29 protein-coding genes are annotated in these 24,811 nt (G+C 68.0%); 17 read left to right on the forward strand and 12 right to left on the reverse strand.

What is annotated here, in order from left to right:
* The first annotated feature begins 133 nt into the window (after nt 1-133).
* Nucleotides 134-1,444 carry an O-acetylhomoserine aminocarboxypropyltransferase gene (locus AC1RAD_RS27910; protein ID WP_369644093.1) on the forward strand — a complete coding sequence of 437 codons (1,311 nt, stop codon included), beginning with the start codon at nt 134-136 and terminating at the stop codon, nt 1,442-1,444.
* Between the two features lies 1 nt (nt 1,445).
* Nucleotides 1,446-2,252: an alpha/beta fold hydrolase gene (locus AC1RAD_RS27915; RefSeq protein ID WP_492729699.1), complete on the forward strand. Its 807-nt coding sequence runs from the start codon at nt 1,446-1,448 to the stop codon at nt 2,250-2,252.
* 24 nt (nt 2,253-2,276) lie between these two features.
* On the opposite strand, the gene AC1RAD_RS27920 is transcribed toward AC1RAD_RS27915, so the two are convergent.
* Both AC1RAD_RS27920 and AC1RAD_RS27925 read right to left on the reverse strand, forming a co-directional pair.
* Nucleotides 2,277-2,942 carry an NAD-dependent epimerase/dehydratase family protein gene (locus AC1RAD_RS27920; RefSeq protein WP_070059721.1) on the reverse strand — a complete coding sequence of 222 codons (666 nt, stop codon included), beginning with the start codon at nt 2,940-2,942 and terminating at the stop codon, nt 2,277-2,279.
* 21 nt (nt 2,943-2,963) lie between these two features.
* Nucleotides 2,964-3,347 (reverse strand): thioredoxin family protein, encoded by a 384-nt coding sequence (locus AC1RAD_RS27925; protein WP_139705773.1) that lies wholly within the window; start codon nt 3,345-3,347, stop codon nt 2,964-2,966.
* Nucleotides 3,348-3,445: 98 nt separating this feature from the next.
* Here AC1RAD_RS27925 and AC1RAD_RS27930 point away from each other — a divergent pair, with 98 nt between their 5' ends.
* Nucleotides 3,446-3,796 carry an Mpo1-like protein gene (locus tag AC1RAD_RS27930; protein WP_492738326.1) on the forward strand — a complete coding sequence of 117 codons (351 nt, stop codon included), beginning with the start codon at nt 3,446-3,448 and terminating at the stop codon, nt 3,794-3,796.
* 21 nt (nt 3,797-3,817) lie between these two features.
* Here the strand turns inward: AC1RAD_RS27930 and AC1RAD_RS27935 are convergent, their stop codons facing one another.
* Nucleotides 3,818-5,029 carry a YihY family inner membrane protein gene (locus tag AC1RAD_RS27935; RefSeq protein WP_492738327.1) on the reverse strand — a complete coding sequence of 404 codons (1,212 nt, stop codon included), beginning with the start codon at nt 5,027-5,029 and terminating at the stop codon, nt 3,818-3,820.
* 66 nt (nt 5,030-5,095) lie between these two features.
* Here AC1RAD_RS27935 and AC1RAD_RS27940 point away from each other — a divergent pair, with 66 nt between their 5' ends.
* Both AC1RAD_RS27940 and AC1RAD_RS27945 read left to right on the forward strand, forming a co-directional pair.
* Entirely contained in the window at nt 5,096-5,512 is a 417-nt protein-coding gene (locus AC1RAD_RS27940; RefSeq protein WP_070059724.1) for a DUF2069 domain-containing protein, read from the forward strand.
* Entirely contained in the window at nt 5,509-6,936 is a 1,428-nt protein-coding gene (locus AC1RAD_RS27945) for an FAD-binding oxidoreductase (RefSeq protein ID WP_070059725.1), read from the forward strand. The genes AC1RAD_RS27940 and AC1RAD_RS27945 overlap by 4 nt, the downstream gene beginning before the upstream one ends.
* 39 nt (nt 6,937-6,975) lie before the next feature.
* Here AC1RAD_RS27945 and AC1RAD_RS27950 read toward each other — a convergent pair whose 3' ends face one another.
* Complete coding sequence (locus AC1RAD_RS27950) at nt 6,976-7,506, reverse strand: 2,4'-dihydroxyacetophenone dioxygenase family protein (RefSeq protein WP_492738329.1); 531 nt, start codon at nt 7,504-7,506, stop codon at nt 6,976-6,978.
* Between the two features lie 226 nt (nt 7,507-7,732).
* Here AC1RAD_RS27950 and AC1RAD_RS27955 point away from each other — a divergent pair, with 226 nt between their 5' ends.
* Nucleotides 7,733-8,671 (forward strand): helix-turn-helix domain-containing protein, encoded by a 939-nt coding sequence (locus tag AC1RAD_RS27955; protein ID WP_492738551.1) that lies wholly within the window; start codon nt 7,733-7,735, stop codon nt 8,669-8,671.
* Here the strand turns inward: AC1RAD_RS27955 and AC1RAD_RS27960 are convergent.
* The 3 genes from AC1RAD_RS27960 to nthA are packed head-to-tail and all read right to left on the reverse strand — an operon-like array spanning nt 8,668 to nt 10,345.
* The gene (locus AC1RAD_RS27960; protein ID WP_492738330.1) at nt 8,668-9,045 is read right to left on the reverse strand and encodes a nitrile hydratase accessory protein; all 378 of its coding nucleotides are present in this window, start codon (nt 9,043-9,045) and stop codon (nt 8,668-8,670) included. The genes AC1RAD_RS27955 and AC1RAD_RS27960 overlap by 4 nt on opposite strands.
* Nucleotides 9,042-9,707 (reverse strand): nitrile hydratase subunit beta, encoded by a 666-nt coding sequence (gene nthB / locus AC1RAD_RS27965; RefSeq protein WP_492738332.1) that lies wholly within the window; start codon nt 9,705-9,707, stop codon nt 9,042-9,044. Before nthB ends, AC1RAD_RS27960 begins: the two co-directional genes overlap by 4 nt.
* On the reverse strand, nt 9,704-10,345 hold the full coding sequence (gene nthA / locus AC1RAD_RS27970; protein ID WP_159275167.1) for a nitrile hydratase subunit alpha: 642 nt from the start codon (nt 10,343-10,345) through the stop codon (nt 9,704-9,706). Before nthA ends, nthB begins: the two co-directional genes overlap by 4 nt.
* A gap of 36 nt (nt 10,346-10,381) precedes the next feature.
* Here nthA and AC1RAD_RS27975 point away from each other — a divergent pair, with 36 nt between their 5' ends.
* From AC1RAD_RS27975 to AC1RAD_RS27985, 3 genes are read left to right on the forward strand one after another with little or no spacing between them, the layout of a single operon-like run.
* Nucleotides 10,382-11,221 carry a thymidylate synthase gene (locus AC1RAD_RS27975; protein ID WP_095744526.1) on the forward strand — a complete coding sequence of 280 codons (840 nt, stop codon included), beginning with the start codon at nt 10,382-10,384 and terminating at the stop codon, nt 11,219-11,221.
* 5 nt (nt 11,222-11,226) lie between these two features.
* The gene (locus AC1RAD_RS27980; protein WP_492738333.1) at nt 11,227-11,745 is read left to right on the forward strand and encodes a dihydrofolate reductase; all 519 of its coding nucleotides are present in this window, start codon (nt 11,227-11,229) and stop codon (nt 11,743-11,745) included.
* The gene (locus tag AC1RAD_RS27985) at nt 11,742-12,869 is read left to right on the forward strand and encodes a phosphatidate phosphatase App1 family protein (protein ID WP_492738334.1); all 1,128 of its coding nucleotides are present in this window, start codon (nt 11,742-11,744) and stop codon (nt 12,867-12,869) included. Before AC1RAD_RS27980 ends, AC1RAD_RS27985 begins: the two co-directional genes overlap by 4 nt.
* A 7-nt stretch (nt 12,870-12,876) precedes the next feature.
* On the opposite strand, the gene AC1RAD_RS27990 is transcribed toward AC1RAD_RS27985, so the two are convergent.
* Complete coding sequence (locus AC1RAD_RS27990) at nt 12,877-14,118, reverse strand: NADH:flavin oxidoreductase/NADH oxidase family protein (protein WP_492738336.1); 1,242 nt, start codon at nt 14,116-14,118, stop codon at nt 12,877-12,879.
* Nucleotides 14,119-14,186: 68 nt separating this feature from the next.
* On the opposite strand from AC1RAD_RS27990, the gene AC1RAD_RS27995 reads away from it, so the two are divergent.
* Together AC1RAD_RS27995 and AC1RAD_RS28000 are read left to right on the forward strand one after the other, a co-directional pair.
* Nucleotides 14,187-14,681, forward strand: a complete 495-nt coding sequence (locus AC1RAD_RS27995; protein ID WP_095744521.1) for a MerR family transcriptional regulator — start codon at nt 14,187-14,189, stop codon at nt 14,679-14,681.
* Between the two features lie 55 nt (nt 14,682-14,736).
* Nucleotides 14,737-14,976, forward strand: a complete 240-nt coding sequence (locus tag AC1RAD_RS28000) for a hypothetical protein (RefSeq protein ID WP_062476589.1) — start codon at nt 14,737-14,739, stop codon at nt 14,974-14,976.
* A 13-nt stretch (nt 14,977-14,989) separates the two neighbouring features.
* Here AC1RAD_RS28000 and gdhA read toward each other — a convergent pair whose 3' ends face one another.
* Entirely contained in the window at nt 14,990-16,333 is a 1,344-nt protein-coding gene (gene gdhA, locus AC1RAD_RS28005; protein WP_095744520.1) for an NADP-specific glutamate dehydrogenase, read from the reverse strand.
* 231 nt (nt 16,334-16,564) lie between these two features.
* Here gdhA and AC1RAD_RS28010 point away from each other — a divergent pair, with 231 nt between their 5' ends.
* Complete coding sequence (locus AC1RAD_RS28010) at nt 16,565-17,056, forward strand: hypothetical protein (protein WP_492738337.1); 492 nt, start codon at nt 16,565-16,567, stop codon at nt 17,054-17,056.
* Nucleotides 17,057-17,112: 56 nt separating this feature from the next.
* Here the strand turns inward: AC1RAD_RS28010 and AC1RAD_RS28015 are convergent, their stop codons facing one another.
* Together AC1RAD_RS28015 and AC1RAD_RS28020 are read right to left on the reverse strand one after the other, a co-directional pair.
* A complete protein-coding gene (locus AC1RAD_RS28015) occupies nt 17,113-18,132 on the reverse strand; it encodes a TRAP transporter substrate-binding protein (RefSeq protein WP_062476580.1) in 1,020 nt (339 codons plus the stop codon).
* A gap of 46 nt (nt 18,133-18,178) precedes the next feature.
* Nucleotides 18,179-18,961 carry an IclR family transcriptional regulator gene (locus tag AC1RAD_RS28020; RefSeq protein ID WP_062476577.1) on the reverse strand — a complete coding sequence of 261 codons (783 nt, stop codon included), beginning with the start codon at nt 18,959-18,961 and terminating at the stop codon, nt 18,179-18,181.
* Nucleotides 18,962-19,157: 196 nt separating this feature from the next.
* Here AC1RAD_RS28020 and AC1RAD_RS28025 point away from each other — a divergent pair, with 196 nt between their 5' ends.
* The 5 genes from AC1RAD_RS28025 to AC1RAD_RS28045 are packed head-to-tail and all read left to right on the forward strand — an operon-like array spanning nt 19,158 to nt 23,888.
* Entirely contained in the window at nt 19,158-20,141 is a 984-nt protein-coding gene (locus AC1RAD_RS28025; protein ID WP_492738553.1) for a TRAP transporter substrate-binding protein, read from the forward strand.
* Between the two features lie 28 nt (nt 20,142-20,169).
* Complete coding sequence (locus tag AC1RAD_RS28030; RefSeq protein ID WP_369632080.1) at nt 20,170-20,637, forward strand: type II 3-dehydroquinate dehydratase; 468 nt, start codon at nt 20,170-20,172, stop codon at nt 20,635-20,637.
* Nucleotides 20,634-21,200, forward strand: coding sequence for a TRAP transporter small permease (locus AC1RAD_RS28035; protein ID WP_159277659.1), 567 nt, complete (start codon nt 20,634-20,636; stop codon nt 21,198-21,200). Before AC1RAD_RS28030 ends, AC1RAD_RS28035 begins: the two co-directional genes overlap by 4 nt.
* Nucleotides 21,197-22,477, forward strand: a complete 1,281-nt coding sequence (locus AC1RAD_RS28040; RefSeq protein ID WP_062476564.1) for a TRAP transporter large permease — start codon at nt 21,197-21,199, stop codon at nt 22,475-22,477. Before AC1RAD_RS28035 ends, AC1RAD_RS28040 begins: the two co-directional genes overlap by 4 nt.
* 4 nt (nt 22,478-22,481) lie before the next feature.
* Nucleotides 22,482-23,888, forward strand: coding sequence for an ELWxxDGT repeat protein (locus AC1RAD_RS28045; protein ID WP_492738340.1), 1,407 nt, complete (start codon nt 22,482-22,484; stop codon nt 23,886-23,888).
* Here the strand turns inward: AC1RAD_RS28045 and AC1RAD_RS28050 are convergent.
* Nucleotides 23,869-24,801, reverse strand: coding sequence for an alpha/beta fold hydrolase (locus tag AC1RAD_RS28050; RefSeq protein WP_492738341.1), 933 nt, complete (start codon nt 24,799-24,801; stop codon nt 23,869-23,871). The two genes, AC1RAD_RS28045 and AC1RAD_RS28050, sit on opposite strands and share 20 nt — an antisense overlap.
* Nucleotides 24,802-24,811: the final 10 nt, after the last annotated feature.

The raw sequence follows: 24,811 nt of genomic DNA on the forward strand, positions 1-24,811 counted from the left end.
GGGGATTCGTCGTTCTCGGCGTCGTGCCGATTTGAATATAGCCCACAATCGACGCCGACCCGAACGCCCCTGTCGCCTGTGCAAGCATTGCCGGCGTCACGGGGCATTGCGAAGAGACAACAGAAAGGCCTTCATGCCCGGTTATTCCGACCCCGGTTTCGACACCCTCGCGCTGCACGCCGGCGCTGCCCCCGACCCCACCACCGGTGCGCGGGCCGTTCCCATCCACCTGACGACCTCCTTCGTCTTCGAATCCAGCGACCACGCAGCCGCGCTGTTCAACCTGGAACGCGCGGGCCACGTCTACTCGCGCATCAGCAACCCGACCAACGCGGTGCTGGAGCAGCGCGTGTCGGCGCTCGAAGGCGGCATCGGCGCCATCGCCACGGCCAGCGGCCAGGCGGCGCTGCACCTGTCGGTCGCCACGCTGATGGGCGCGGGCTCGCACATCGTGGCCAGCACGGCGCTGTACGGCGGCTCGCAGAACCTGCTGCACTACACGATGCGCCGCTTCGGCATCGAGACCACCTTCGTGAAGCCCGGCGACCTCGATGGCTGGCGCGCCGCGGTGCGCCCCGAAACCAAGCTCTTCTTCGGCGAGACCGTGGGCAACCCGGGCCTGGACGTGCTCGACATTCCCGCCGTGAGCGACATCGCCCACGAGGCCGGCGTGCCGCTGCTGGTCGACTCCACGCTCACCTCGCCCTACCTCATCAAGCCCTTCGACTGGGGCGCCGACCTGGTCTACCACTCGGCCACCAAGTTCCTGTCCGGCCACGGCACCGTCATTGGCGGCGTGGTGGTCGACGGCGGCAGCTTCGACTGGGAGAAGTCGGGCAAGTTCGCCGAGCTCACACAGGCCTACGACGGCTTCCACAACATGGTGTTCAGCGAGGAAAGCACCGTCGGCGCCTTCCTGCTGCGCGCACGCCGCGAAGGCCTGCGCGACTTCGGCGCCTCGATGAGCCCGCACACGGCGTGGCTCATCCTGCAGGGCATCGAGACGCTGCCGCTGCGCATGGAACGCCACATCGACAACACGCAGAAGGTGGTCGAGTTCCTGGCCAGCCATCCGTTCGTGTCGCGCGTGGGACATCCGCTGATCGAGTCGCACCCGAGCCATGCGCTCGCGCAGAAGCTGCTGCGCCACGGCGCGCGCGGCGCGGGCGCCGTGTTCAGCTTCGACATCAAGGGCAGCCGCGCGCAGGGCAAGGCCTTCATCGAGGCGCTCAAGCTGTTCAGCCACCTGGCCAACGTGGGCGACTGCCGCAGCCTGGTGATTCATCCGGCCAGCACCACGCACTTCCGCATGACCGACGAGGCACTGGCGGGCGCGGGCATCTCGCAGGGCACCATTCGCCTCTCGATCGGCCTGGAAGATCCGGCCGACCTGATCGACGACTTGAAGCGCGCGCTGAAGGCCGCAGAAAAGGCGGGCGCCTGAGATGAACTACACCGTCAACGGCCACGACACCTACTGCTACACCGCCGGCAAGCCCTTCGATGCGGCCAAGCCCACGGTGGTGTTCATCCACGGCGTGCTCAACGACCACAGCGTGTGGATCCTGCAAAGCCGCTGGTTCGCCAACCACGGCTGGAACGTGCTGGCGGTCGACCTGCCGGGCCACTGCAAGAGCGCCGGCGCGCCGCCGGCCAGCGTGGAAGAGGCGGCTCAGTTTGTCATCGCGCTGCTCGACGCGGCGGGCGTGCAGAAGGCCGCGCTGGTCGGCCACAGCTTCGGCTCGCTGATCGCGCTCGAAACCGCGGCACGCGCGCCCGAACGCATCACGCAGCTCGCGATGGTCGGCACCGCCTACCCGATGGTGGTGTCGCCCGCGCTGCTCGAAAGCTCGGTGAGCGATCCGCAGCGCGCCATCGCGATGGTCAACACCTTCTCGCACTCGCTGCTGGCGCCGCCGCCCTCGTCGCTCGGCCCGGGCACGTGGCTGTACGGCAGCTCGCGCGCGCTGATGCGCCGCGTGCTCGCGAGCAACCGCGAGGCCAATGTGTTCCACATCGGCTTCAAGGCCTGCAACGACTATGCGAACGGCGAAGCCGCGATGGAGAAGGTGCAGTGCCCCGTGCTGTTCCTCCTGGGCGACGCCGACCAGATGACGCCGCCGCGCGCCACCAAGGCGCTGGTGAGCAAGGCGCGCAACGCCAAGGTGGTGACGGTGCATGCCGGCCACGCGCTGATGAGCGAGGCGCCGGACGAGGTGCTGTTCGCGCTGCGCGACTTCGTCGCGGGCTGAAAACTGTGAAGAACGCGGGGCGGCCTAGCTGCCCAGCGCGTTGATGTCCGCCGGATCGAGCAGCACCTTGCGTGCGCCCCGGCGCGCCACCGCGAGCATCGCGCGGCCCACCTTCTCGGTGGTGGTCACGCGGTCGGGCCACCAGCGGTGGGCCAGCCCGAGCACGGGCTTGAGCACCACGATCGCGGCGTCGTACAGCGGCGTCTTCGAGCGCACGCCGTGCAGCGGCTGGATCATGCCGGGCCGGAACATGTAAGACGCGCGAAACGGCAGGCGCATCAACGCGTTCTCGGTCGCGCCCTTCACACGCGCCCACATGCGTTCGCCGCGCTCGCTGCTGTCGGTGCCCGCGCCCGTCACGTAGGTGAAGGTCATGCCCGGGTTGAGCCGCGCCAGCACGGTGGCGGCTGCGATCGTCAGGTCGTAGGTGATGCGCTTGTACTCGGGCTCCTTCATGCCGACCGACGACACGCCCAGGCAGAAGAAGCAGGCATCGAAGCCCGTCAGCTGCGACTCGATGGCGCGGTAGTCGAACATGTCCTTGTGGACCAGGTCCTGCAGCTTGGGATGCTGCTGCCCGGTGGCGCTGCGTCCCACCGCGACCACGCGTTCCACGTCGGGCGCCAGCAGGCACTCGCGCAGCACGCCCTGCCCCACCATGCCGGTGGCGCCAAAGATCAGGATGTTCATGGGAAGGAAGCTCCGAAGCGGTCAGACCGCGAAGGCCGCGGGCTTTTTCTCGAGCACGGCCAGCAGCAGGTCGACGTCGAGGCTGGAAGGCTGCGGCGGCTGCAGCGCGCCGAGCAGGCGCGACAGCGTTTCGATGTGCGGCAGCAGCGGACCGAGAAAGCGCGTGCCGTCGGCACCCGCCACTAGCAGGGTCGGGAAGGTCTCGACGTCGAAGGCGTCGGCGATCTCGGCGTGGTCCTCGATGTCGACCCAGGCGAAGCGGAACTGCGGGTGCGCCTTTGCCAGCTCGACCAGCAGCGGCCGATAGTCGCGGCAGGTGCCGCACCATTCGGCGCACAGGCACACGACCCACAGCGCGTTGGCATCGGCGGAAGAATCGACGGGGACGACGGGAACAGCGCTCAAGGTGGATACGGCGAAGGTGGGATGGCGAACCCGGGTGGTGCGGCCGCGGGGTCGTGGCTATTATCAACAAAGCCCCTGCGGGGCGCAGGAGACCCACGATGAACACCTCCACCCCTGCCGCACCGGACGCGCCGGCCCCGGTCGATCCGCGCCGCTTCACGAGCTTTGCCGAGTTCTATCCCTTCTATCTGACCGAGCACGCCAACGTCACCTGCCGGCGGCTGCATTTCGCGGGCTCGACGATCTCGCTGCTGTGCCTCGTGGCGCTGGTGGTCACGCTCAATCCGTGGTGGCTGCTGGCCGGGCTGGTGGCGGGCTACGGCTTCGCCTGGGTCGGGCACTTCGGCTTCGAGAAGAACAAGCCCGCCTCGTTCAAGCGCCCGCTGTATTCCTTCATGGGCGACTGGGCGATGTACCGCGACATCTGGGCCGGCCGGGTCAAGATCTGACGGCCCAACGCCAGGATGCTCCTAGATCAATAGCACGTCGCCCAGCCGCAGCGTGCGCAGCGGGCCCTTCTGCCACAGGTCTTCCAGCGGTTCGGCGCGCGGCATCAGCAGCTCGCGCAGCAGCGGCTCGATGGGCGTCGACGGGTCGGCCAGCAGCACGTAGCGCGGGTCCTGGTTGGCGGGCTCCTCGGCCAGCGGCGCGATCCAGTCGAGCCGCACCAGCGTGTCTAGCACCGGCGCCAATTGCAGCCCGTCGACGCGCATGCGCGTCAGCAGTTCGCTCGCGCCCATGCCCTTGGCCGGCGTGGCCTGCGCGCGCGCCAGGTGCTGCAGCACCTCCATCGCGAGCTGCATCGGCCAGCCCGCCGCGCCGCCCCGGCGCGCCACGCCGGTCAGCAGGCTCGGCAGGTAGGCCGCGATGACGGCGCCCAGCAGCACGATCACCCAGGCCACGTAGATCCACACCAGCAGGATCGGGAAGGTGGCGAAGGCGCCATACAGCACCGAATAGGTCGGCACCAGGCTCAGGTAGTAGCCCAGCACGCGCTTGGCGATCTCGATGGCCGCCGCCACGAAGAGGCCACCGGCCCAGGCATGCGACCAGCGCACCGTGGTGTTCGGCACGTAGTGGTACAGCCCGGCCATGCCGGCCGCGAGCAGCATGAATTCCAGGGTGTCGAAGGCCAGCTTGACGATGCCTCCGCCCACCACGTCGCGCGAAGCGGCGAACACGTACGAGGTGGTCGACAGGCTCACCGCAAGGATCAGCGGCCCGAGCGTGATGGTGGCCCAGTAGATCAGCACCCGCTGCGCGAGCGGCCGCGGCGTTCGCACGCGCCAGATGTTGTTGAGCGTCTTGTCGATCGTGAGGATCAGCGCGATGGCGGTGATCAGCAGCACCACCAGGCCCGCGATGCCCAGCCCGCTGGCCTTGCTCGCGAACTGGTTCAGGTAGCCCAGCACCTGGCGCGCGATGTTGTCGGGAATCAGGCTCTCGATCAGCCAGCGCTGCAGGCGGCCCTGCATGGTGGCGAACATCGGAAACACGGTGAAGAGGGCGAGCGCCACCGTGAAGAACGGCACCATGGCGATGGTGGTGGTGAAGGTCAGGCTGCTGGCCGTGAGGCCGAGGCGGTCTTCGCGAAAACGCTCCCCCAAGACCGCTGCGGTGTTGCGCCAAGGAAAGCGCGAAAGATCCCTCCAAAGCTGCCGACGATTCATGGCCGGTATCATGCCATCCGCTCTTTCCCGAGACGCGCCACACCCCGTGCGCCTCCCCCTCTCTCTTTCGCCGCCACCGTGTCCGACACCCCACTCCCGCCCTCTTCCGTCCGCGCCACCCGATGGGCCGCCGTGGGCAGCCTCGTCGGCCTGATCGTGCTGGGCCTGGCCTGGGAACTGTGGCTGGCGCCGCTGCGCCCGGGCGGCTCGCTGCTGGCGCTGAAGGTGCTGCCGCTGGTCATTCCGCTCGCGGGGCTCTACAAGAACCGCATGTACACCTACCGCTGGGTCAGCCTGATGATCTGGCTCTACTTCACCGAAGGCGTGGTGCGCGCCTGGAGCGACACCAATGGCGTGGGACAAATCCTCGCGCTCGTCGAGGTGCTGCTGTGCCTCGTGCTCTTCGCGGCCTGCGCGTGGCATGTGCGCCTTCGCCTGCGCCACGCCAAGGCCGCTGCTGCCGCTGCCCGTCCCCTGGAGGCTTCCGCCCAATGACCACCTCTTCTTCCCTCCTCGACCAACTGCGCGCCATCGTCGGCGCCACGCACGTGCTGACCGAGGGCGACCTCGCGGCCTACGAACAGGACTGGCGCAAGCGCGCGCGCGGCAAGTCGCTCGCCGTGGTGCGCCCGGCCAATGCGCAGCAGGTGGCCGACGTGGTCAAGGCCTGCGCCGCGGCCGGCACGGCCGTCATTCCGCAGGGCGGCAACACCGGCCTGGCGGTCGGCTCCATTCCCGACGACAGCGGCACGCAGGTGGTGCTGAGCCTGCAGCGACTGAACGCCATCCGCAACATCGACGCCGCCAACCTCACGATGACCGTCGAGGCCGGCTGCATCCTGCAGACGCTGCAAGAGACCGCCGAGAAAGCCGGCTACCTGTTCCCGCTGAGCCTCGCGGCCGAAGGCAGCTGCACCATCGGCGGCAACCTCGCGACCAACGCGGGCGGCACGCAGGTGGTGCGCTACGGCAACACGCGCGACCTGTGCCTGGGCCTGGAAGTGGTCACGCCGCAGGGCGAGATCTGGGAAGGCACGAGCGGCCTGCGCAAGGACAACACGGGCTACGACCTGCGCGACCTGATCGTCGGCAGCGAAGGCACGCTGGGCGTCATCACCGCCGCGACCATGAAGCTGTACCCGCTGCCCGCCGCGCAGCTCACGGCCTGGGCCGCCGTGCCTTCGCTCGACCACGCGGTCACGCTGCTGGGCCTGGCGCACAAGCACCTGGGCTCGGGCCTCACGGGCTTCGAGGTGATGGGCAAGTTCGCGCTGAGCCTGGTCGACAAGCACATGCCGCAGCTGCGCGTGCCCTTCATCAATGACGAGGCCGTGCCGTATTGCGTGCTGCTCGAGAACTCCGACAGCGAGTCCGAGGACCACGCCCGCGCGCGCTTCGAGGCGCTGCTCGAAACCGCCTTCGAAGACGGCTGCGTGACCGACGCGGTGGTGGCCGAGAACCTCACGCAGGCGCACCAGCTCTGGCACATCCGCGAGAGCATTCCGCTCGCGCAGGCCGAAGAGGGGCTGAACATCAAGCACGACATCTCGATCCCCGTGTCGCGCATTCCGGCCTTCGTGGAAGCCACCGACGCCCTGCTGAAACGCGAGATCGCCGGCGTGCGGCTCGTGAACTTCGGCCACCTGGGCGACGGCAACCTGCACTACAACGTGCAGGCGCCCGAGAACATCGACACCAAGGCCTTCCTGAAGAATGAGGAAGAGCGCATCAACACGCTGGTCTACGACGCGGTCGAGCAGTTCGGCGGCTCGTTCTCGGCCGAGCATGGCGTGGGCTCGCTCAAGGTCGACAAGCTCGAGAAGCACAAGTCGCCGGTGGCGCTGGAGATGATGCGGGCGATCAAGCGCGGGCTCGATCCGAAGAACATCCTGAACCCGGGGCGCGTGATCCGGGTCTAGCCGTACGCATCGAACCACGGCCATCCGATTGACCTCGTCTTACCTGAACAGCGTATCGACGTAGGCGGCGCCAAGCCCCACCTTCTGGTAATGCGCCCGGGCCAACTCGATGTAGTCGTGCACGTCAAAGTGCCCGACCGACTCGCCTTTCTCGTCCAGCCAGATGAGGGGGCCCTTCACGATGAAGAAGACCTTCATCGGTTCTGGATGGTGATGCGCCACCAGCGTGTGACTCTCGCCGGGCGTCTCGTAGACGAAGTCGCCAGCTTCGGCAGTCCATTCGTGCTCCAGGTAGCCCCACTTGCCAGACAGCGTGAAGGCGAACACCTCGTGCGGATGGTAGTGGCGATTGATCAGCCCTGGACCGTCGGCGCGCAGAACGTCGGCCCATTTGTTCTCACTGGGGGAGATCCACAAGGGACGTGATGAAACTGTCTCACTGATGGGGACGTAGTAGCGGCTGTCGTCGGTGGCCGCATTGGCGATATGCACCTCAGGCTTGGCGTCGGGCTTGAAAACGTTCGCGATCGGCGCGATGTTCCGCCAAAACTCCTCGGGGAGGGAATGCATCGTTGTCTCCGTTTGTGATGTGATGCTGGCAGTCTAGAAAGGCCAGCCAAGGCACGTTATCTCCGGATGGACGACTTCCTTCCTCCATTTGGACATTCGGTCTGGTGTATACCCGACCGTCGTCCGTGCCCACTGTGCGTAGCATCAGCGCCTTCAGACGAACGGGACCCCAGCGATGAGTTGCGCGCCCATCACAGTACCCCAATGCAGAGTTTCTACCGACTTGGTGCCGCCGCATGAGCGGATCGGTTTCTGGGAAGCCTACAACGCGTCCGAGCTGATCGGACTGCGGTGCACCAGCTATGCCGGCGAGGGCCTGGAGGCGACGGAGCGGAACTTCGATCTGGGATCGTTGCGCGTGGCCGACGTGGCCGGCAACGAGCACGTCATCGAAAGAACCCCCGCATTGCTGCGGCGCCATCCGAAGAACTCCGTCTTCGTTGCGATGGTGGTCGAGGGCGAGGTGTTTTTTTACCAGAAGGGACGCTGCATCACAGCGCAGCCCGGCGATGTGCTCGTGTACCGGACATCCGATCCTTACCTGTGCGGTTTTTCTCGCAGGACCCGACAGTTCCTGGTTGACCTGCCGACGGCGCTGCTGCAGGACGAAGACAGATCGATTCTGCCGACGGGGCCGACCAAGATCGATTTCGGGCAAGGCGGTCGGAGCCTTCGCGCTGAATTGGATCGAACGCTGCACAACTTCATCGAACGGCCGCTTGCCTGTGATGCCGTCAAGGCAGCCGAACGGGTCAGCGCGCTATGCCGGGCGCTTCTCGCGCTGCCTTGCGAGGCGCGCAGAGCCCGCGCTTCGTCCGAGGTCGCGCGTCTGTGTGCCGAAACCTACATCGCGGAACATCTTGCCGAGGCTGGACTCGATACGGCGGCCGTTGCCAGGCACGTCTGCCTGTCGCCGCGCCATTTGAACCGCCTGTTTGCAAGCAAAGGCTGCACCGTGACCGGATGGATCTGGCAGTGCCGCCTCGAGATGGCTCAGCGGATACTGGCCGACCCGGCGCGGCAACGTCTCACAGTGGGCGACGTCGCATTCCAATGCGGATTTTCCTCACCAGCGCACTTCGCCAGCGCCTTCAAGGCGCGCTTCGGCCAGCCCCCTTCGCAACACCGCCGGGCCATGGTCGATAGCTTGGCGCTTCACATCTAGCCTGGAAAATCCTCGCCGCGCAGCTCGATCGGCTGCCCATGCGGCGTGCGCTCCGCCGCGTGGTCCCAGGCGTGGCGGTAGCGGGCCAGTTCATCGCCGGAGCTTGCGCCCTTGCGGGCCACGAGGCCTTCGAGCGCGGCGAGCCAGTGACGGTAGTAGGTGTCGCCCGTGTCCGGGTCGCCCGCGGCCTGCGCGGCGCTGATCTGCGTGGCCAGCGCCTCGGCCCATTCGACCCAGCTGAACAGCCCGCGCTCGTGCAGCGCGAGCGTCATCGCGAAGGCCTGCGCCTCCCACGGCTCCCTGAACACCGGCCCGTCGGCGTCGCGCGGCATGCCCGGGGCGAGTGCGAGCGCCGGCATGTCGTTCGCCTTCATGCCGCGGGCTCCAGGTAGCTTTCCCACGCATCGACCGATACCGCGAGGTTCTGGCGCGGCGTGCCCTCGCCCCACAGCTCGGCCTCGTCGAAGACCACGGTGTAGAGCCACTGCGGCTGCTCGCCCAGGCCCTGCGCATTCGCATCGGCGAACACGTGCGCGCCGTGGATGTGCTCGATCGTGCCGCGCTTGCCCTGCACATAGGCCGGCAGGCGCGTGTGGTGGTCGACGCGCCCGAGGTGCATGCGCACGGCCTGCCCGACCGCAAAGCGCGCGGGCGCCGATGCGGGGCGCTCGGTGCCGGAGCCCTTGGCGAGCACGGCGGGCACGTTCGCGGCCTGCAGCACGCGGGCGACCGGCGCGCCCGGACGGTGCATCTGCCCGGACGCGATCTCGTCGGCGAAGACCTGGCCGCGCTGCAGCATGAGCTGCTCCAGCGCGCCGAGCCAGATCTGGTAGTAGCTCAGGTCGCGGTAGTCGGGCAGCGTCTCGCGCGCGGCGCGGCTGGTGTCGATGTTCCAGGAGCCGGTGGCGCCCATGGCCAGCGTGAGCGCCAGCGCGCGCGGCTCCCAGGCGCCGTGGAACAGCTCGCCTTCGGGCTCGGGCGTGACGGGGCCGAAGCCGGGTTGTCCGCCGAGGTCGGCATGCGTCGTGTAGGTCATGTCGTGCTCCTTGCCGACGGCGCCTCGACCACGCGCGTGCCGATCATCGAATCGCGCGAGACCAGCGCGGCGAGTTCGTCTTCGCTCCAGCCCTCGGTGCCCGCCGGGCGCTGCGGGATCACGAGGTAGCGCACCTCGGCGGTCGAGTCCCAGACGCGGATGCGCGTGGTCTCGGGCAAGGTGGTGCCGAAATCGGCCAGCACGCCGCGCGGGTCTTTCACCGCGCGCGAGCGGTACGGCGCGCTCTTGTACCAGGTGGGCGGCAGGCCGAGCACGGGCCAGGGGTAGCAGCTGCACAGGGTGCAGACGACCATGTGGTGCTGGTCGTTGGTGTTGGCCACGGCCACCATGTGCTCGCCCTGTCGGCCCGTGTAGCCCAGCGAGGCGATGGCTGCCGTGGCGTCGGCCATCAGCCAGTCATGGAAGCTCGGGTCGACCCAGGCCCGTGCCACCACCCGTGCGCCGTTGCGCGGGCCGATGCGGGTCTGGTAGGTGTCGATCAGCGCATCGAGCGCGGCGGGGTCGATGTAGCCTTTTTGCGTGAGCACGCTTTCGAGGGCGCGCACGCGCAGGTCCATCTCGCCGAGTTCGCTGCTGTGGTCGTGGGAATGGTCGTGGGAGTGGTCATGGCCGGTCATCGGCCGATGCTAGCGCCGCCCCGTAAAATTCCCAACATGACCCTCCCTGCCCGCCCCGTCCGCTCCCAGTACGAAGATTTCATGCGCCACGTCGACACGCACGGCGTGTTCAAGAGCGACCGCACGGGCACGGGCACCAAGAGCGTGTTCGGCCACCAGATGCGCTTCGACCTGAACGAGGGCTTTCCGCTGGTGACCACGAAGAAGGTGCACCTCAAGTCCATCATCCAGGAACTGCTGTGGTTCCTGACCGGCTCCAGCAACAACAACTGGCTCAAGGAGCGCGGCGTCACCATCTGGGACGAATGGGCGCGCGAAGACGGCGACCTGGGCCCGGTGTACGGCGTGCAGTGGCGCAGTTGGCCCACGCCCGACGGTGGCCACATCGACCAGATCTCCGACGTCATCAAGACGCTGAAGAGCAACCCCGACTCGCGCCGGATCATCGTGAGCGCCTGGAACGTGGCCGAGCTGTCGAAGATGGCGCTCATGCCGTGCCACGCCTTCTTCCAGTTCTACGTGGCACCGCCGCAGGCCGAGGGCGAACGCGGCAAGCTCAGCTGCCAGCTCTACCAGCGCAGCGCCGACATCTTCCTGGGCGTGCCCTTCAACATCGCCAGCTACGCGCTGCTCACGCACATGGTGGCGCAGCAGTGCGACCTCGACGTGGGCGACTTCATCTGGACCGGCGGCGACTGCCACATCTACAGCAACCACGCCGAACAGGTGAAGCTGCAGCTCAGCCGCACGCCCTTCCCCTACCCCACGCTGAACATCAAGCGCAAGCCCGATTCGATCTTCGACTACCAGTACGAAGACTTCGAAGTGCTGGACTACAAGCACGGCGATCCGATCAAGGCGCCGGTGGCGGTGTGAGTGCCATGAGTGCCGCCACGCCCCGCATCAACCTGATCTTCGCGCGCGCCGCCAACGGCGTGATCGGCGTGAACAACACCATCCCCTGGCACCTGCCCGAGGACATGGCGCACTTCAAGCAGCAGACCGCGGGCGCGCCCGTGGTGATGGGCCGCAAGACCTGGGATTCGCTGCCCCCGCGCTTTCGTCCGCTGCCGGGCCGCCGGAACATCGTGGTCACCAGACAAACCGATTGGCAGGCCGAAGGCGCGCAAGCGGTCGGCAGCCTGTCCGATGCGCTGTCGCTGTGCACGCCGTCGGACTCGCCCGAAGTCTGGGTGATCGGCGGCGCACAGATCTACGCCGAAGCCGAACCGCTGGCCCAGCGCGCGGTGGTCACGGAGATCGCACGCGACTACGAAGGCGATGCGCACGCCCCCGTGCTCGACGCCGCCGTGTGGCGCGAGACGCAGCGTGAGTCGCACGTCTCGGCCAAGGACGGCCTGCCCTTCAGCTTCGTGACTTACGAACGCGTCACTGCATGACGATCAAGCACCGCGCGCCCGGTACCTCGCCACAACTGTCGCGTCGCACCGTGCTGGCCGGTGCCGCCCTGCTCGCGGGCCTCGCGCCGCTGCAGGCCCTGCAGGCCGCCGGGCCGCTGGAGTCGGACGAAGAGGCGCTGTTCATGCCCGGCACCGCGCGCCCCACGGCCGACGGCCGGCTCGAGGTCGACGTGCATGCCTGGGTGTTCGAGCGCGAGCACCGCTGGGGCCTGGACGCCGCGCTCGCCCGCTACCTCGGCATGAACCTGAAGAAGCTCACGCCGGCCGCGCGGCTGCGCTTCAGCCAGCGCACCGCGCTGTTCCATGCCGAGTCGGAAGAAGACAAGGTGATCGACGTCGCCTTCGACGGCTCGGCCACGCGCCTCACGATGCCGCCCACGGGCGCCGACGGCCGCAGCAACCTGCGCGCGGTCATCGAGGCCTCGCACATCCCGGCGTCGCAGGAGTGGCTGCCCTTCCATGGCGTGACCGGCCCGGGCGAGCTGCTGCCGCGCTTTCGCGGCCGTGCGCAGATCGTGCCGGCGCAGGGCGTGTCGGTCATCTCGGACATCGACGACACCATCAAGCGCACGCAGGTGCGCGACCGGCGCGAGATGCTGCTGAACACCTTCGCGCGCCGCTTCGAGGCCGCGCCGGGCATGGCGGCGCACTACCGCGCGCTGGCGCAGGCGCCCGGCACGCGCTTTCACTACCTCTCGGGCAGCCCGATCCAGCTGTACCCCGCGCTCACCGACTTCATTCGCGACGCCGACTTTCCCGCCGGCAGCATGCACCTGCGCGAGAGCACGACCTGGCGCACGCTGATCCCGAGCGCCGAAGACTCGCGCGCGCACAAGCTCGGCGTGATCGAACGGCTGCTGGCCGAATTTCCGCAGCGCCGCTTCCTGCTCGTGGGCGATTCGGGCGAGGCCGATCCCGAGATCTATGCGCAGGTGTTCCGCGCGCATCCGCAGCGCATCGACGGCATCGTGATCCGCGACGTGACCGACGAGAACCGGCTGTCCGATCGCTACCGCGCCACCTTCGAAGGCATCGCGCCCGTGGTCTGGCACCTGCTGCGGCCCGACACCACCGCCTGGCCCATTCAACCGGCCAATCGATAGCGGCGGCTCACGCCGCGCGCGCCCCCAGCCAGCGCCGGTAGCGCTTCGTCAGCCGCTTCGTGCGCAGCTGGTCGAGCACCAGGGTCAGGAACGGCGAGTGCGCGGGCGCGCTGTTGCGGCCCGGACGCAGCGTGCGCAGCCGGCGCTTCACCAGCGCCATGCGCGCCAGCGCGGCCATGACCTGGTCCTTCCAGTCGACCTGCGGGCTCTGCGCCGCCGCGTCTTCGCCCGCGCGCCAGCGTGCGGGCAGGTCGGGCGCCACGGCCAATGCGGTGGCCATGCCCACCACGGCGACGCCTTCTCCCAGCACCCGTTCGGCGACGGCGCGGCGCACGATGCCGCCTGTGGTCATGACCGGCATGCGCGCCTCGGCGGCCAGCTCCCGGGCGAACTCCAGGAAGTAGGCCTCGCGCGCCAGCGTGCGGCCGTCGGCGGTGCGGCCCTGCATCGCCGGGCTCTCGTAGCTGCCGCCGGACAGTTCGACCAGGTCCACGGCCTCGTCATTGAGCCAGCGGATGACCTGCTTCGCATCGTTCTCCGAGAAACCGCCGCGCTGGAAGTCGGCGGAGTTGAGCTTCACGGCCACGGCGAAGCCGCGCGCCACGCGGGCCCGCACGGCACGCACCACGTCGAGCAGAAAGCGCGCGCGGTTCTCGAGGCTGCCGCCCCAGGCGTCGGTGCGCTGGTTGGTCAGCGGCGACAGGAACTGCGAGAGCAGGTAGCCGTGCGCCGCATGGACCTGCACGCCGGTGAAGCCCGCGCGCTCGGCGGCCTGCGCCGTGGCGGCGAAGCGGTCGACGGTCTCGGCGATCTCCGCCTCGCTCATCGCCTTGGGTTGCACGAAAAGCTTGCTGTGCTTGCCCAGATCGAGCGCCACCGACGACGGCGCCCAGGCCGTGCCGCCCATGCTGGTCTGCACCTGGCGGCCCGGATGGTTGATCTGCATCCACACCTGCGCGCCGCCGCTGCGCGCGGCCGCGGCCCATTCGGCGAAGCGCTCGAGCGGCGTATCGGCTTCGAGCACGACGCCGCCCGGGCCGGTGAGCGCGCGGCCGTCGATCATCACGTTGCCCGTGAGGATCAGGCCCGCCCCGCCCTGCGCCCAGACGCGGTACAGGTCGTGCAGCGCCGCGCCGGGCAACTGCCCGGCATCGGCCATGTTTTCCTCCATGGCGGCCTTGGCCAGGCGGTTGGGCAGGACGCTCCCGTTGGGCAGGGTCAGCGGCAGGAAAAGCGGCGAGGAGTTCACGATGAGGACCGGGTGGTGAGTGGAAAAACCCGATGCTAAGATTCAAGCCAACTTGAAGGTCAAGCGATATGAAGATCGGTGAACTGGCAGACAAGACCGGCATGGCGCCCTCGGCCATCCGCTTCTACGAGCAAAGCGGCCTGCTGCCCGCGCCCGAGCGCGGCGCCAATGGGTACCGCGTCTACACCGAGGCCGCGCTCAAGCGGCTGCAGCTGATCCAGATCGCGCAGAACCTCGGCTTCTCGCTGGACAGCCTGCGCAGCGCCTTCGCAGGCTGCGAGGTCTTTTCGGGGGACGACCTGCTCGAACGGCTCGACGGCCGCGTGCGCGAAATCGACCAGCTCATGGCCGGCCTGCGCGCGCAGCGGCGCGACCTGACCGACCTGCGCACCACCTTGCGCCAGACCTGGGCCGCCGGCGAATGCATGGACCCCGCCACGCTGGCCGAAAGCATGGCGACGACCAGAAACAAAGTGGCACGTCCCTCGCGCCCGCAGAAAGAACTGGAAACTTCGGTACACGCCTCGAAAGGCATGCGCGGCGCAGGGTTTAGACAGCGCTAATTGTTTGTGCGCACAATGTCCGGACCGCCCTCCCCTCAACACAAGGAGACGACCCATGTCCATGGAATTTCTTCGGACCCTCGCCGAGCAGAAATTGCCATACGTCCTCCACACGCCCGCAGACATCGACAGGCTGCGCGTGCTGCGTGCTGCCGACCTCGTGACTGCCTTCATTCCGCCGTCGGAGCACGCGCCCGACGAGCGCGCGATCCGTCAGCTGGCCCAGGTGGAATCGATCACCGCGAAGGGCCGCCTGGCCCTGAACAAGGCGACCTCTTCGTTCATCGAACTCTGACGAACCCGAATCGTCAGACCACGCCCTGCGCCAGCATCGCATCGGCCACGCGCACGAAGCCGGCGATGTTCGCGCCATCGACATAGCTCACGCTGCCGTCGGCGCGCGAACCGTAGTGCAGGCACGACTCGTGGATGCCCTGCATGATCTGCAGCAGGCGCGCATCGACCTCGTCGCGCGTCCATGACAGCCGGGCCGCGTTCTGGCTCATCTCCAGGCCCGACGTGGCCACGCCGCCCGCGTTGCTGGCCTTGCCCGGTGCGTACAGCACGCCGTGGCCCTCGAGCACCTTCACGGCTTCCATGGTCGAGGGCATGTTGGCGCCTTCGGCCACGCACACCACGCCGTTCTTCACCAGCGTGCGCGCGTCCTCCTCGTTGAGCTCGTTCTGCGTGGCGCTGGGCAGTGCCACGTCGACCGGCACGTGCCACGGCGTGGCGCCGGCCACGAAGCGGGTGCCGGTGCGCTCGGCGTAGTCGCTCACGCGGCCGTAGAGGTGGTTCTTCACGTCCATCAGCACGGCCAGCTTCTCGGGCGTGAAGCCTTCCTCATCGACCACGGTGCCGCTCGAGTCGGACACCGTGACCACCTTGGCGCCCAGCGCCATGGCCTTCTCGATGGTGTACTGCGCCACGTTGCCCGCGCCCGAGACGCTCACGCGCAGGCCGTCGAAGCTGCGGCCCTTGCGCTTGAGCATTTCCTGCGCGAAGTAGACGTTGCCGTAGCCGGTGGCTTCAGGGCGGATGAGCGAGCCGCCGAAGCTCAGGCCCTTGCCGGTGAACACGCAGTCGGCGCGGTTGGTGAGCTTCTTGACCATGCCGGCCATGAAGCCGACCTCGCGCCCGCCCACGCCCACGTCGCCCGCCGGCACGTCGGTGTCGGAGCCCACGTGGCGGAACAGCTCGGTCACCAGGGCCTGGCAGAAGCGCATCACCTCACCCTGGCTCTTGCCCTTGGGATCGAAGTCGGCACCGCCCTTGCCGCCGCCCATGGGCAGCGTGGTCAGCGCGTTCTTGAAGGTCTGCTCGAAGGCCAGGAACTTGAGGATCGACAGGTTCACCGAGGGATGGAAGCGCATGCCGCCCTTGTAGGGGCCGATGGCCAGGCTGTGCTGGATGCGGAAACCGCGGTTGACCTGCACCTCGCCGTGATCGTCCACCCAGGACACGCGGAACATGATCACGCGCTCGGGCTCCACCAGCCGCTCCAGCAGGCTGTGGCTCGTGTACTTGGGGTGCTTCTCGATGTAGGGCCACAGGCTCTCCATCACTTCGGTCACGGCCTGCAGATACTCGGGCTGTCCGGGGTTGCGTTGTGCGACGTGTGCGAGGAACCCCCCGACGGATGCGTGCTTCATTCCAATCAATCCTCTGTTTTCCAAAACGGTGCATAACCTTATGCGAATCCTGCATTTTGCCGGATCGGAGAACCAGATTGAGGCGCAAAGCCCTAACAAGGTGCGTTGTTTGGGGTGGGTGGTGTGGAGAGGCCCCAACTTGGAACATCGCCGGAGCGCACCGGCGCCCGCAAAAGCGGTCAGAATCCCGCCCCGCGCGCCCTCCCGCACGGCCCGTCTCGGAATTCAAAGATGCAGATCAGCTACCGCTTCCAGTTCTCGCAGGCGCATGTGCTCACCGGCTTCCTGCGCAACCTGCAGCAGGTCTGGTGGGTCCGGTTCAAGTGGCCGTTGGCACTCCTGTTCGCCCTGGCCCTGGCCATATGCGTCCACGAAGGGTTGCCCGTCCTGGCGGTCGTTTTCGCGGTCGGCATCGCGCTGCTGTTGAGCGCGCCGGCCATCGCCCGGCTGGCCCTCCATCGCTTCAGGCAGAGCCCCTTCTACGACGACGAGATCGACTTCTCGCTGTCGGAAAGCGGCTCCCATGCGCGGGGCCGCCACAGCGAGGTGCGCCACGGCTGGGAGGCCTACACCAAGGCCTGCCGCTTCAAGGACGGCCTGCTGCTGTGCCACGGCCCGGACGCCTTCCACTGGTTGCCCGATGCGGCCGCGGCCGATCCGGCCGCCATTGCAGCGGCGCAGCAGCTCGCACGCGCGCGCATCCGGGACTACCGCGAGCTCTGACCGGGAACCGTGGACGATGAAGGCCAGGCGCCCCGGATCAAGGGCACGCTCGCCTGCTACTTGCGCGCCTTCTCGATCTCCGCCATCAGTTCCTTGACGGTGGCCTCGCCGACCGAGGCCGTGTACTTGTCGATCACCGGCTTCACCTTGGCGCGCAGCTTCGCCATCTCTTCGGGCGGCAGTTCGGAGACCGTCATGCCGGCCTTCTTGAGCGCGTCGAGTGCGCTGTCGGCGGCGCCGCGCGAGGCCTGGCGCTGGAACGTGGTCGCCTCGGCGGCGGCCTCGTTGACGATCTTCTTTTCGTCGGCACTCATGCCGTCCCAGGTCTTGCGGCTGATCAGCAGCGCCTGCGGGTTGTAGATGTGGCGGGTCTGGGTGATGTACTTCTGCACTTCCGCGAACTTGGACGACAGGATGGTCGTGTTCGGGTTCTCCTGGCCGTCGACCGCCTTCTGGTCGAGCGCGGGATACAGCTCGGGGAACGGCAGCGGCGTGGCGTTGGCGCCCAGCGCGCTGAACATGTCGATGTAGATCGGCGACTGGATCACGCGGATCTTCAACCCCGCGATGTCGTCGGCCTTGACGATCGGACGCTTGCTGTTCGTCAGGTTGCGAAAGCCCAGGTCCCAGTAGCCCAGGCCGTGCAGCGCCTTGTCCTCCAGCTTGGCCATCAGCTTCTGGCCGAAGGGGCCGTCGGTGACGACGTCGGCTTCCTTGCCGCTGTTGAAGAGGAACGGGAAGTCGTAGGCCGCGAACTCCTTCACCTGCGCCGACAGGATGCCGGCGTTGAGCACGGTCATCTCCACCGTGCCGCCCTGCAGTGCCGACACGGTCTGCAGGTCGCCGCCGAGCGTGCCGCCGGGGAACAGCTTCACGGTGATCTTGCCGCCCGACTTCGCGGCCACGAGGTCGGCGAACTTCTGCGCGCCCTGCGCCTGCGGATGGCCGGCCTGGTTCTGGAACGCGAACTTGATGGTGCGCTCCTTGAGCTGCGCGAACGCACCTGGGGCGGCGAACGCGAGGGCCGCCGCCATGGCGGCCAGCAGCAGGGTGCGCTTCGAATGCTTCGTCTTCATGGTGATGTCTCCTTCTCTTTGTTGGGGATGGTGCAAACGGCTGGGCCTACGCCCTCTTCTTGAACAACGCCGAGGCCCCGCTGGCGCGCGCCACCTCTTCGGCGGCCTGGCACAGCGCCGGCCCCAGCGCTTCCATGCGCTGCGGCGTGAGCCGCACCGACGGGCCCGCGATGGTGACGACCCCGATCGCCGTGCCGTCGGCGCCGAACACGGGCGCGGCCATGGCGGTCATCGCGGGGGCGAACACCTCGTTGATCATGCTGAAGCCGCGCTGGCGCGCCGCCTTCACGAAAGCCATCACGGCCTTGAGCGACGTGGGGGCCTTGGGACCGTAGTCCTCGGGCTTGCCCAGCCCCTTCTTGGCGACGAGCGCCATCGCATCGTCCTCGCCCATGGTGGACAGCCACGCGTGCCCGGCGGCGCTGCACGAGAGCGCCACCGACAGGCCCATGTCGGGGTCGTAGCGCAGGCCATGCGTGGCGCCTTGGGCCTTGGCGACGAAGGTCAGGTCTTCGCCATCGACCACCGCCAGGCGCACGAGCTCGCCCGAGGTCGAAGCCAGCTGGTCGAGCAGCGGCTGCGCGATGTCGACGATGCCCGAGCGGCTGAGGAACGACAGGCTGATCGAGACCAGCTTGATGGTCAGCACGTAGTGGCCGTCGCGCGCCTCCTGCCGCACGTAGCCGCAGCGGATGAGCTCCGCGAGCAATCGGTGCGATGCACTCAATGGAATCTGCAATTCGCTGGCCAACGCCGACAGCGCGCACCCCTCGGGATGCTCCGCCAGATGTTCCAGCACCTTGAAGCTGCGTTCCAGTATTCCGCTCATTTCGTCCTCCAGATGTCGTCTCGTCAACGCGGGCGATGCGGCCCGCCACTCAGGGTCCGCCAGCGTAGCAGAACTCGGGGAAGGGATTTCCATTATGGAAATTCTTTCCAACAAAAATACGATCGCCTCCGTCCGGCATTTTTTCCTTCCCCCTTTCTTCCTTCCCGCCCGAGGACCCTTCGTGAAACTTCTTCGTATGCTTGCCGTGGCCGGCCTGTGCGCCGGCCTCACCGCCCCGTCGTGGGCGCAGCAGGAGCGCGTGATCCGCTTCGGCCACCTGAACAACGCCGACCACCCCGTGAGCTTCGGCGTCAAGCGTTTTGCCGAACTGCTGTCGGCCAAGAGCGGCGGCAAGATGAAGGTCCAGGAGTTCCCTGCCTCGCAGTTGGGCAACGAGATGCAGCAGCAGTCGGCCCTGCAGGGCGGCGTGCAGCAGATGTCGGCACCGGCCACCACGTCGCTGGCGGGCATCGTCAAGGAGTTCGGCCTCGTCGACTTCCCCTTCTCGGTGAACAACTTCGCACAGGCCGATGCGCTGCTCGACGGGCCCCTGGGCCAGGCCCTGATCGCCAAGCTCCCCGAGAAGGGCCTCGTCGCCCTGGGCTACTGGGACCTGGGCTTTCGCAACGTCACGAACAGCAAGCGCCCGATCACCAAGCCTGAAGACCTCGAGGGCTTGAAGATCCGCGTGATCCCCAACCCTGTGTTCCTCGAGACCTTCAAGGCCTTCAAGGCCAACCCGGTGCCGATGCCTTTCGCCGAGCTGTACGGCGCCCTCGAAGCCAAGGCAGTCGATGGCCAGGAGAACCCCTATGCGGTGATCCTGTCGAACAAGTTCTACGAAGTGCAGAAGTTCGTCAGCGCCACCAACCATGTGTACGCCGCCAACATCGTGCTGGTGAGCAAGAAGTTCTGGGACTCGCTCACGCCGGCCGAACAGAAGATGATGAACGACGCGGCCAACGAGGCGCGCGGTTATCAACGGCAAGTGAGTCGTGCGGCCGCACAGAAGGCCGTGGGCGACCTGCAGGCCAAGGGCGCGCAGTTCAACGAGCTCAGCGCCACCGAGCAAAAGCGCATGCGCGACATCGCCAAGCCCGTCATCGACAAGTTCGCCGCCCAGTACGACCCCGCCATCGTCAAGCTCTACAACGACGAGCTTGTGCGCATCCGCAAGTAAGCCAGCCCGTCCCTCACCGAAGCTCCCCATGAAGATCCTCGTTCTCCACGGCCCCAACCTCAACCTGTTCGGTCGCCGCGAACCGCACATCTACGGCAAGACCACGCTCGCCGAAATCAACGCGCAGCTGCAGGCCCTCGCCGTCGAACTCGGCGTGACGCTGGACACCATCCAGTCGAACCACGAAGGCGACCTGATCGACTTCCTGCACACCCACATCGACGATGCGCAGGGCGCGCTGGTGAACCCCGCCGGCCTCACGCAGCACGGCGTGCCGTTGCACGATGCGATCAAGGCCATGCCGTTCCCGACCATCGAGGTCCACATGTCCAACATCGCCGCGCGCGAAGCATGGCGCGCGCATTCGATCATCTCGCCGGCGGTGAAGGGCACGGTCCAGGGCCTGGGCCCGCTGTCGTACCTGGCGGCGCTGCGCGCGCTGGTCGACATGCAGCGCCAGGCGCAGGCTCAAGTTCAGGCGCAGGCCGCCGCATGAACCGCTGGCTCGACCGGTGCTGCACCGGCATCGAAGCGCTGATCGCGGCCGCGCTCGCGGTCATGGTCGTGCTCGTGTTCGGCAACGTGGTGCTGCGCTACGGCTTCAACTCGGGCATCACGGTGTCCGAGGAAATCTCGCGCTGGCTCTTCATCTGGATGACCTTCCTGGGCGCCGTGGTGGCGCTGAAGGAGCACGGGCACCTGGGTGTCGACATGGTGGTGCAGAAGCTGCCCCCCATCGGCAAGAAGATCTGCCTGGCCGTCGGCCATGCAGTCATGCTCTACATCGTCTGGCTGCTGCTGCAAGGCAGCATCGCGCAGGCGCGGATCAACTGGGACGTGACGGCGCCCGTCACCGGCGCGTCGATGGCCATCGTCTACGCGGCGGGCATCGTGTTCTCGGTGCTGGCCGGGCTCATCCTGGCGCTCGACCTGCTGCGCCTGCTCACGGGCCGCATCGCCGACCATGAGCTGGTGATGGTGCAGGAGTCGGAAGAAGCGGTGCAGCTGCAGCAGATCCTGGGTTCGCAGGACGCCAAGGAACCGGGAGCACGGCCATGACCATCGCTGTTTTCGTCGGCTCGCTGCTGCTCGCCATGGCGATGGGCATTCCCATCGCCTTCTCGCTGCTGGCCAGCGGCGTGGCGCTGATGTGGCACCTCGACCTGTTCGACGCGCAGATCCTCACGCAGAACGTGATCGGCGGCGCCGACAGCTTTCCGCTGCTGGCCGTGCCCTTCTTCATGCTCGCGGGCGAGATCATGAACGTGGGCGGGCTGTCCAAGCGCATCGTCGACTTCGCGCTCGCGCTGGTCGGCCATGTGAAGGGCGGCCTGGGCTACGTGACCATCATGGCCGGCTGCCTGCTGTCGGCGCTCTCGGGCTCGGCCGTGGCCGACGCCGCCGCGCTCACCGCGCTGCTGCTGCCGATGATGGTGCGCGCGGGCCACGACAAGCCGCGCGCGGCCGGCCTCATTGCGGCCACCGGCGTGATCGGCCCCGTGATCCCGCCGAGCATCGGCCTGGTGATCTTCGGCGTGGCGGCCAACGTGTCGATCTCCAAGCTGTTTCTCGCGGCCATCGTGCCCGGGCTGCTGATCGGCGGCGCGCTATGGATCACCTGGGCCTGGCTGGTGCGGCGCGAAAAGATCGTGCCGCCGCCGCGCAAGTCGTCCGCCGAGATTGCCGCCGCCTTCCGCAACGCGCTGTGGGCGCTGATGCTGCCGGTGATCATCCTCGTGGGCCTGCGCATGGGCGTGTTCACGCCCACCGAGGCCGCGGTGGTGGCCGCCGTGTACGCGCTGTTCGTGTCGACGGTGGTGTACCGCGAGATCACCTGGAAGGACCTGTACGCCATCTTCGTGAGCGCGGCCAAGACCAGCGCCATCGTGATGTTCCTGATCGCCGCGGCCATGGTGAGCGCTTGGCTCATCACGGTGGCCGACCTGCCCTCCAAGATCGTGGGCATGCTGCAGCCGTTCATGGGCAACCAGATGCTGCTCATGATCGCGATCATGGTGCTCGTGATGGTGGTGGGTACGGCGATGGACATGACGCCGACCATCCTCATCCTCACGCCGGTGCTCATGCCCGTGGTGAAGGCGGCCGGCATCGACCCCGTGTACTTCGGCGTGCTGTTCATCATCAACAACTCGATCGGCCTCGTCACGCCGCCGGTGGGCACGGTGCTCAACGTGGTGGCCGGCGTCGGCAAGATCTCGATGGACGACGTCACGCGCGGCGTGGTGCCGTTCATGCTGGCCGAGTTCGCGATCCTGTTCGTGATGGTGGCGTTTCCGCAGCTGGTGATCGTGCCGGCGCGGTGGTTCGGGGGCTGAGCCGATGCGCGCCGTTTTCCTCACCGCGCTCGCCCTGCTCACCGCCCTGCCCGCCGCTGCACAAGACCCCGAACGCGAAGTGCTGCCCGAGCAGCGCCAGCGGCTGGCCTTCATCGCGCCCTCCGGCCTCGCGCCGCTGGGCAGCGGCAAGATGGTCTTCAGCGCCTTCCATGTCACGACGGGCCAGGAGCTGTGGGTCACCGACGGCAGCAACGCCGGCACCACCCTGTTGAAAGACATCCGGCCGGGCTTCCGGGGGTCGTTCCCTGCCAGTCAGGTCGCGTTCAAGGGCCACGTCTACACCACGGCCACCGACGGCGCGAGCGGGCTCGAGCTCTGGCGCACCGACGGCACCGCCGCCGGCACGACGCAGGTGATCGACCTGCGCCCCGGCGAGGAAGGCGCGATGCCCAACGAGCTGACCGTGTTCCGCGACGCGCTCTACTTCGTGGCCGACGACGGCCAGACCGGCTTCCAGGTGTGGAAGACCACGGGCGATGCGAAGAGCACCACGCGCGTGTCCGCCGTCGACGCCGGGCCGCGCGCCCTCACCCGCCAGCTCACCGTGGCCGGCCCGCGCCTGTTCTTCACCGCGACCACGCGCACGCAGGGCCACGAGCTCTGGGTGACCGACGGCACGCCCGAGCACACACGCCTGGTGAAGGACATCCGCCCAGGCCTCGAGGACGCGGGCATCCAGAACCTCACGGCCGTGGGCAATGACCTGTACTTCACCGCGCACGACGGCGAACACGGCGCCGAGCTGTGGAAGAGCGACGGCACCGCACACGGCACGCAGCTGGTGAAGGACCTGCGCCCGGGCGCCGCACCCTCGCGGCCGACGCACTTGGCAGTGCTGGGCCGCACGCTGTACTTCTCGGCCGACGACGGCGTGCACGGCATCGAGCTGTGGAAGACCGACGGCACCGCGAAGGGCACGACGCTGGTGAAGGACATCCGCCCCGGCCCGAGCGGCTCCATGTCGAGCGCGATCGCCGTGATGGGCGGCAAGCTCTACTTCGCCGCGACCGATGGCGTGTCGGGCGCGGAGCTGTGGCGCAGCGACGGCACGGCGGCGGGCACGGTGCGCGTGAAGGACATCGCACCGGGCGCGGAGAACGGCTCGCCAGCGCGCTTCGCCGTCATCGGCGCGCGCCTGTGGTTCGCGGCGAACGGCGGCGGTGGCCGTGGCGTCGAGCCGTGGACCAGCGACGGCACGCCGGCCGGCACGCGTGCGGTGGCCGACCTGGCCGCGGGCGAACGCCACGCCATGCCGCTGGGCTTTCGCGCGCTGGGCGACGCGGTGCTCTTCGTGGCCGACGACGGCCATGGCAACGACCGGCTGTGGTCCTATCGCAAGGACGGCAAGGTGACATTGATCGGCGACCCGCTCAAGGTGCGGCTGCGTTGAAGCCGAAGGCCTGCGTGGCCGCGTAGTCGCGCAAGGCCTGCTGCATGGCCGCGGCGATGGCCGGATGCGTCGGGTCGTGGCCCGCGCCCTGCGCCCACTGCAGCGGCGCGCCCAGCATCTGCGCCAGCGCCTGAGCGCCCTCGGGCGGACACAGCGCGTCCTGCGTGCCATGCACGATCAGTGTGGGAACAGCAGGCAATGCGGCGCAGCGTTGCAGCAGCGTGGGCGCATCGAGCCAGCAGCCGTGTCGCAGGTAGTGGCTCTGCACGCGGTAGCGCGCCACGAGCCGCGGCAGCATCACCTCGTCGATCGGCGACGCGGCGCCGCCGGTGGCGAAACGCTGTTCCCAATCGAACCAGTGGCGCGTCAGCTCGCACTGCCGCGCCCAGGTGCCGTGCGCGAAGACTTCGGCGATCGGCACCGTCACCGGGCATTGCCGGCGCCCGGCCTCGTCCCACAGTGCGCGCCATGCGGGGCCGTCGTGCTGCAGGGCCCCGGCGAAGAGCGCGTGGATGTCGCCCGGACGCGCGAGGAACACGTTGCGCAGCAGCAGGCCCGCGACGGCCTCCGGTGCGTCGAGCGCATGCATCAGCACCAGCGTGGCGCCCCACGAGCCGCCCACCACCAGCCATCGATCGATGCGCAGGTGTGCGCGCAGCAGACGCAGGTCGGCCAGCAGATCGGCGAGCGTGTTGTGCTCAATCGATCCTGTGGGGGTGCTGAGGCCCGAGCCGCGCTGGTCGGGGCAGACGATGCGGTAATGCGCCGGATCAAAGTCCCGACGCAGCAGCGGCGAACTTCCCGAGCCCGGCCCGCCGTGCAACACCACCACCGGCAGGCCCGCCGGATTGCCGTGCTCCTCGACGTGCATCACATGCCCGCCGTCCAGCGGCAGGCGATGGGTGATCGTCATTGGCGCGTGC

The organism is Variovorax sp. GW823-FHT04B03 (assembly GCF_058796495.1).

Excerpts from the sequence above, each read along its gene's own strand:
- AC1RAD_RS27950 (WP_492738329.1), bottom strand. The coding sequence starts at position 7,506 with ATGCATTCCCTCCCCGAGGAGTTTTGGCGGAACATCGCGCCGATCGCG.
- AC1RAD_RS28045 (WP_492738340.1), top strand. The coding sequence starts at position 22,482 with ATGCGCGCCGTTTTCCTCACCGCGCTCGCCCTGCTCACCGCCCTGCCC.
- AC1RAD_RS28015 (WP_062476580.1), bottom strand. The coding sequence starts at position 18,132 with ATGAAGACGAAGCATTCGAAGCGCACCCTGCTGCTGGCCGCCATGGCG.
- AC1RAD_RS28000 (WP_062476589.1), top strand. The coding sequence starts at position 14,737 with ATGTCCATGGAATTTCTTCGGACCCTCGCCGAGCAGAAATTGCCATAC.
- AC1RAD_RS27985 (WP_492738334.1), top strand. The coding sequence starts at position 11,742 with ATGACGATCAAGCACCGCGCGCCCGGTACCTCGCCACAACTGTCGCGT.
- AC1RAD_RS28035 (WP_159277659.1), top strand. The coding sequence starts at position 20,634 with ATGAACCGCTGGCTCGACCGGTGCTGCACCGGCATCGAAGCGCTGATC.
- AC1RAD_RS27920 (WP_070059721.1), bottom strand. The coding sequence starts at position 2,942 with ATGAACATCCTGATCTTTGGCGCCACCGGCATGGTGGGGCAGGGCGTG.
- AC1RAD_RS27960 (WP_492738330.1), bottom strand. The coding sequence starts at position 9,045 with ATGAAGGCGAACGACATGCCGGCGCTCGCACTCGCCCCGGGCATGCCG.
- AC1RAD_RS27995 (WP_095744521.1), top strand. The coding sequence starts at position 14,187 with ATGAAGATCGGTGAACTGGCAGACAAGACCGGCATGGCGCCCTCGGCC.
- AC1RAD_RS28010 (WP_492738337.1), top strand. The coding sequence starts at position 16,565 with ATGCAGATCAGCTACCGCTTCCAGTTCTCGCAGGCGCATGTGCTCACC.
- AC1RAD_RS28030 (WP_369632080.1), top strand. The coding sequence starts at position 20,170 with ATGAAGATCCTCGTTCTCCACGGCCCCAACCTCAACCTGTTCGGTCGC.
- AC1RAD_RS27930 (WP_492738326.1), top strand. The coding sequence starts at position 3,446 with ATGAACACCTCCACCCCTGCCGCACCGGACGCGCCGGCCCCGGTCGAT.
- AC1RAD_RS27980 (WP_492738333.1), top strand. The coding sequence starts at position 11,227 with ATGAGTGCCGCCACGCCCCGCATCAACCTGATCTTCGCGCGCGCCGCC.
- AC1RAD_RS28050 (WP_492738341.1), bottom strand. The coding sequence starts at position 24,801 with ATGACGATCACCCATCGCCTGCCGCTGGACGGCGGGCATGTGATGCAC.
- AC1RAD_RS28020 (WP_062476577.1), bottom strand. The coding sequence starts at position 18,961 with ATGAGCGGAATACTGGAACGCAGCTTCAAGGTGCTGGAACATCTGGCG.
- AC1RAD_RS27910 (WP_369644093.1), top strand. The coding sequence starts at position 134 with ATGCCCGGTTATTCCGACCCCGGTTTCGACACCCTCGCGCTGCACGCC.
- gdhA (WP_095744520.1), bottom strand. The coding sequence starts at position 16,333 with ATGAAGCACGCATCCGTCGGGGGGTTCCTCGCACACGTCGCACAACGC.
- nthA (WP_159275167.1), bottom strand. The coding sequence starts at position 10,345 with ATGACCGGCCATGACCACTCCCACGACCATTCCCACGACCACAGCAGC.
- AC1RAD_RS27975 (WP_095744526.1), top strand. The coding sequence starts at position 10,382 with ATGACCCTCCCTGCCCGCCCCGTCCGCTCCCAGTACGAAGATTTCATG.
- AC1RAD_RS27935 (WP_492738327.1), bottom strand. The coding sequence starts at position 5,029 with ATGATACCGGCCATGAATCGTCGGCAGCTTTGGAGGGATCTTTCGCGC.
- AC1RAD_RS28040 (WP_062476564.1), top strand. The coding sequence starts at position 21,197 with ATGACCATCGCTGTTTTCGTCGGCTCGCTGCTGCTCGCCATGGCGATG.
- AC1RAD_RS28025 (WP_492738553.1), top strand. The coding sequence starts at position 19,158 with ATGCTTGCCGTGGCCGGCCTGTGCGCCGGCCTCACCGCCCCGTCGTGG.
- AC1RAD_RS27915 (WP_492729699.1), top strand. The coding sequence starts at position 1,446 with ATGAACTACACCGTCAACGGCCACGACACCTACTGCTACACCGCCGGC.
- nthB (WP_492738332.1), bottom strand. The coding sequence starts at position 9,707 with ATGACCTACACGACGCATGCCGACCTCGGCGGACAACCCGGCTTCGGC.
- AC1RAD_RS27945 (WP_070059725.1), top strand. The coding sequence starts at position 5,509 with ATGACCACCTCTTCTTCCCTCCTCGACCAACTGCGCGCCATCGTCGGC.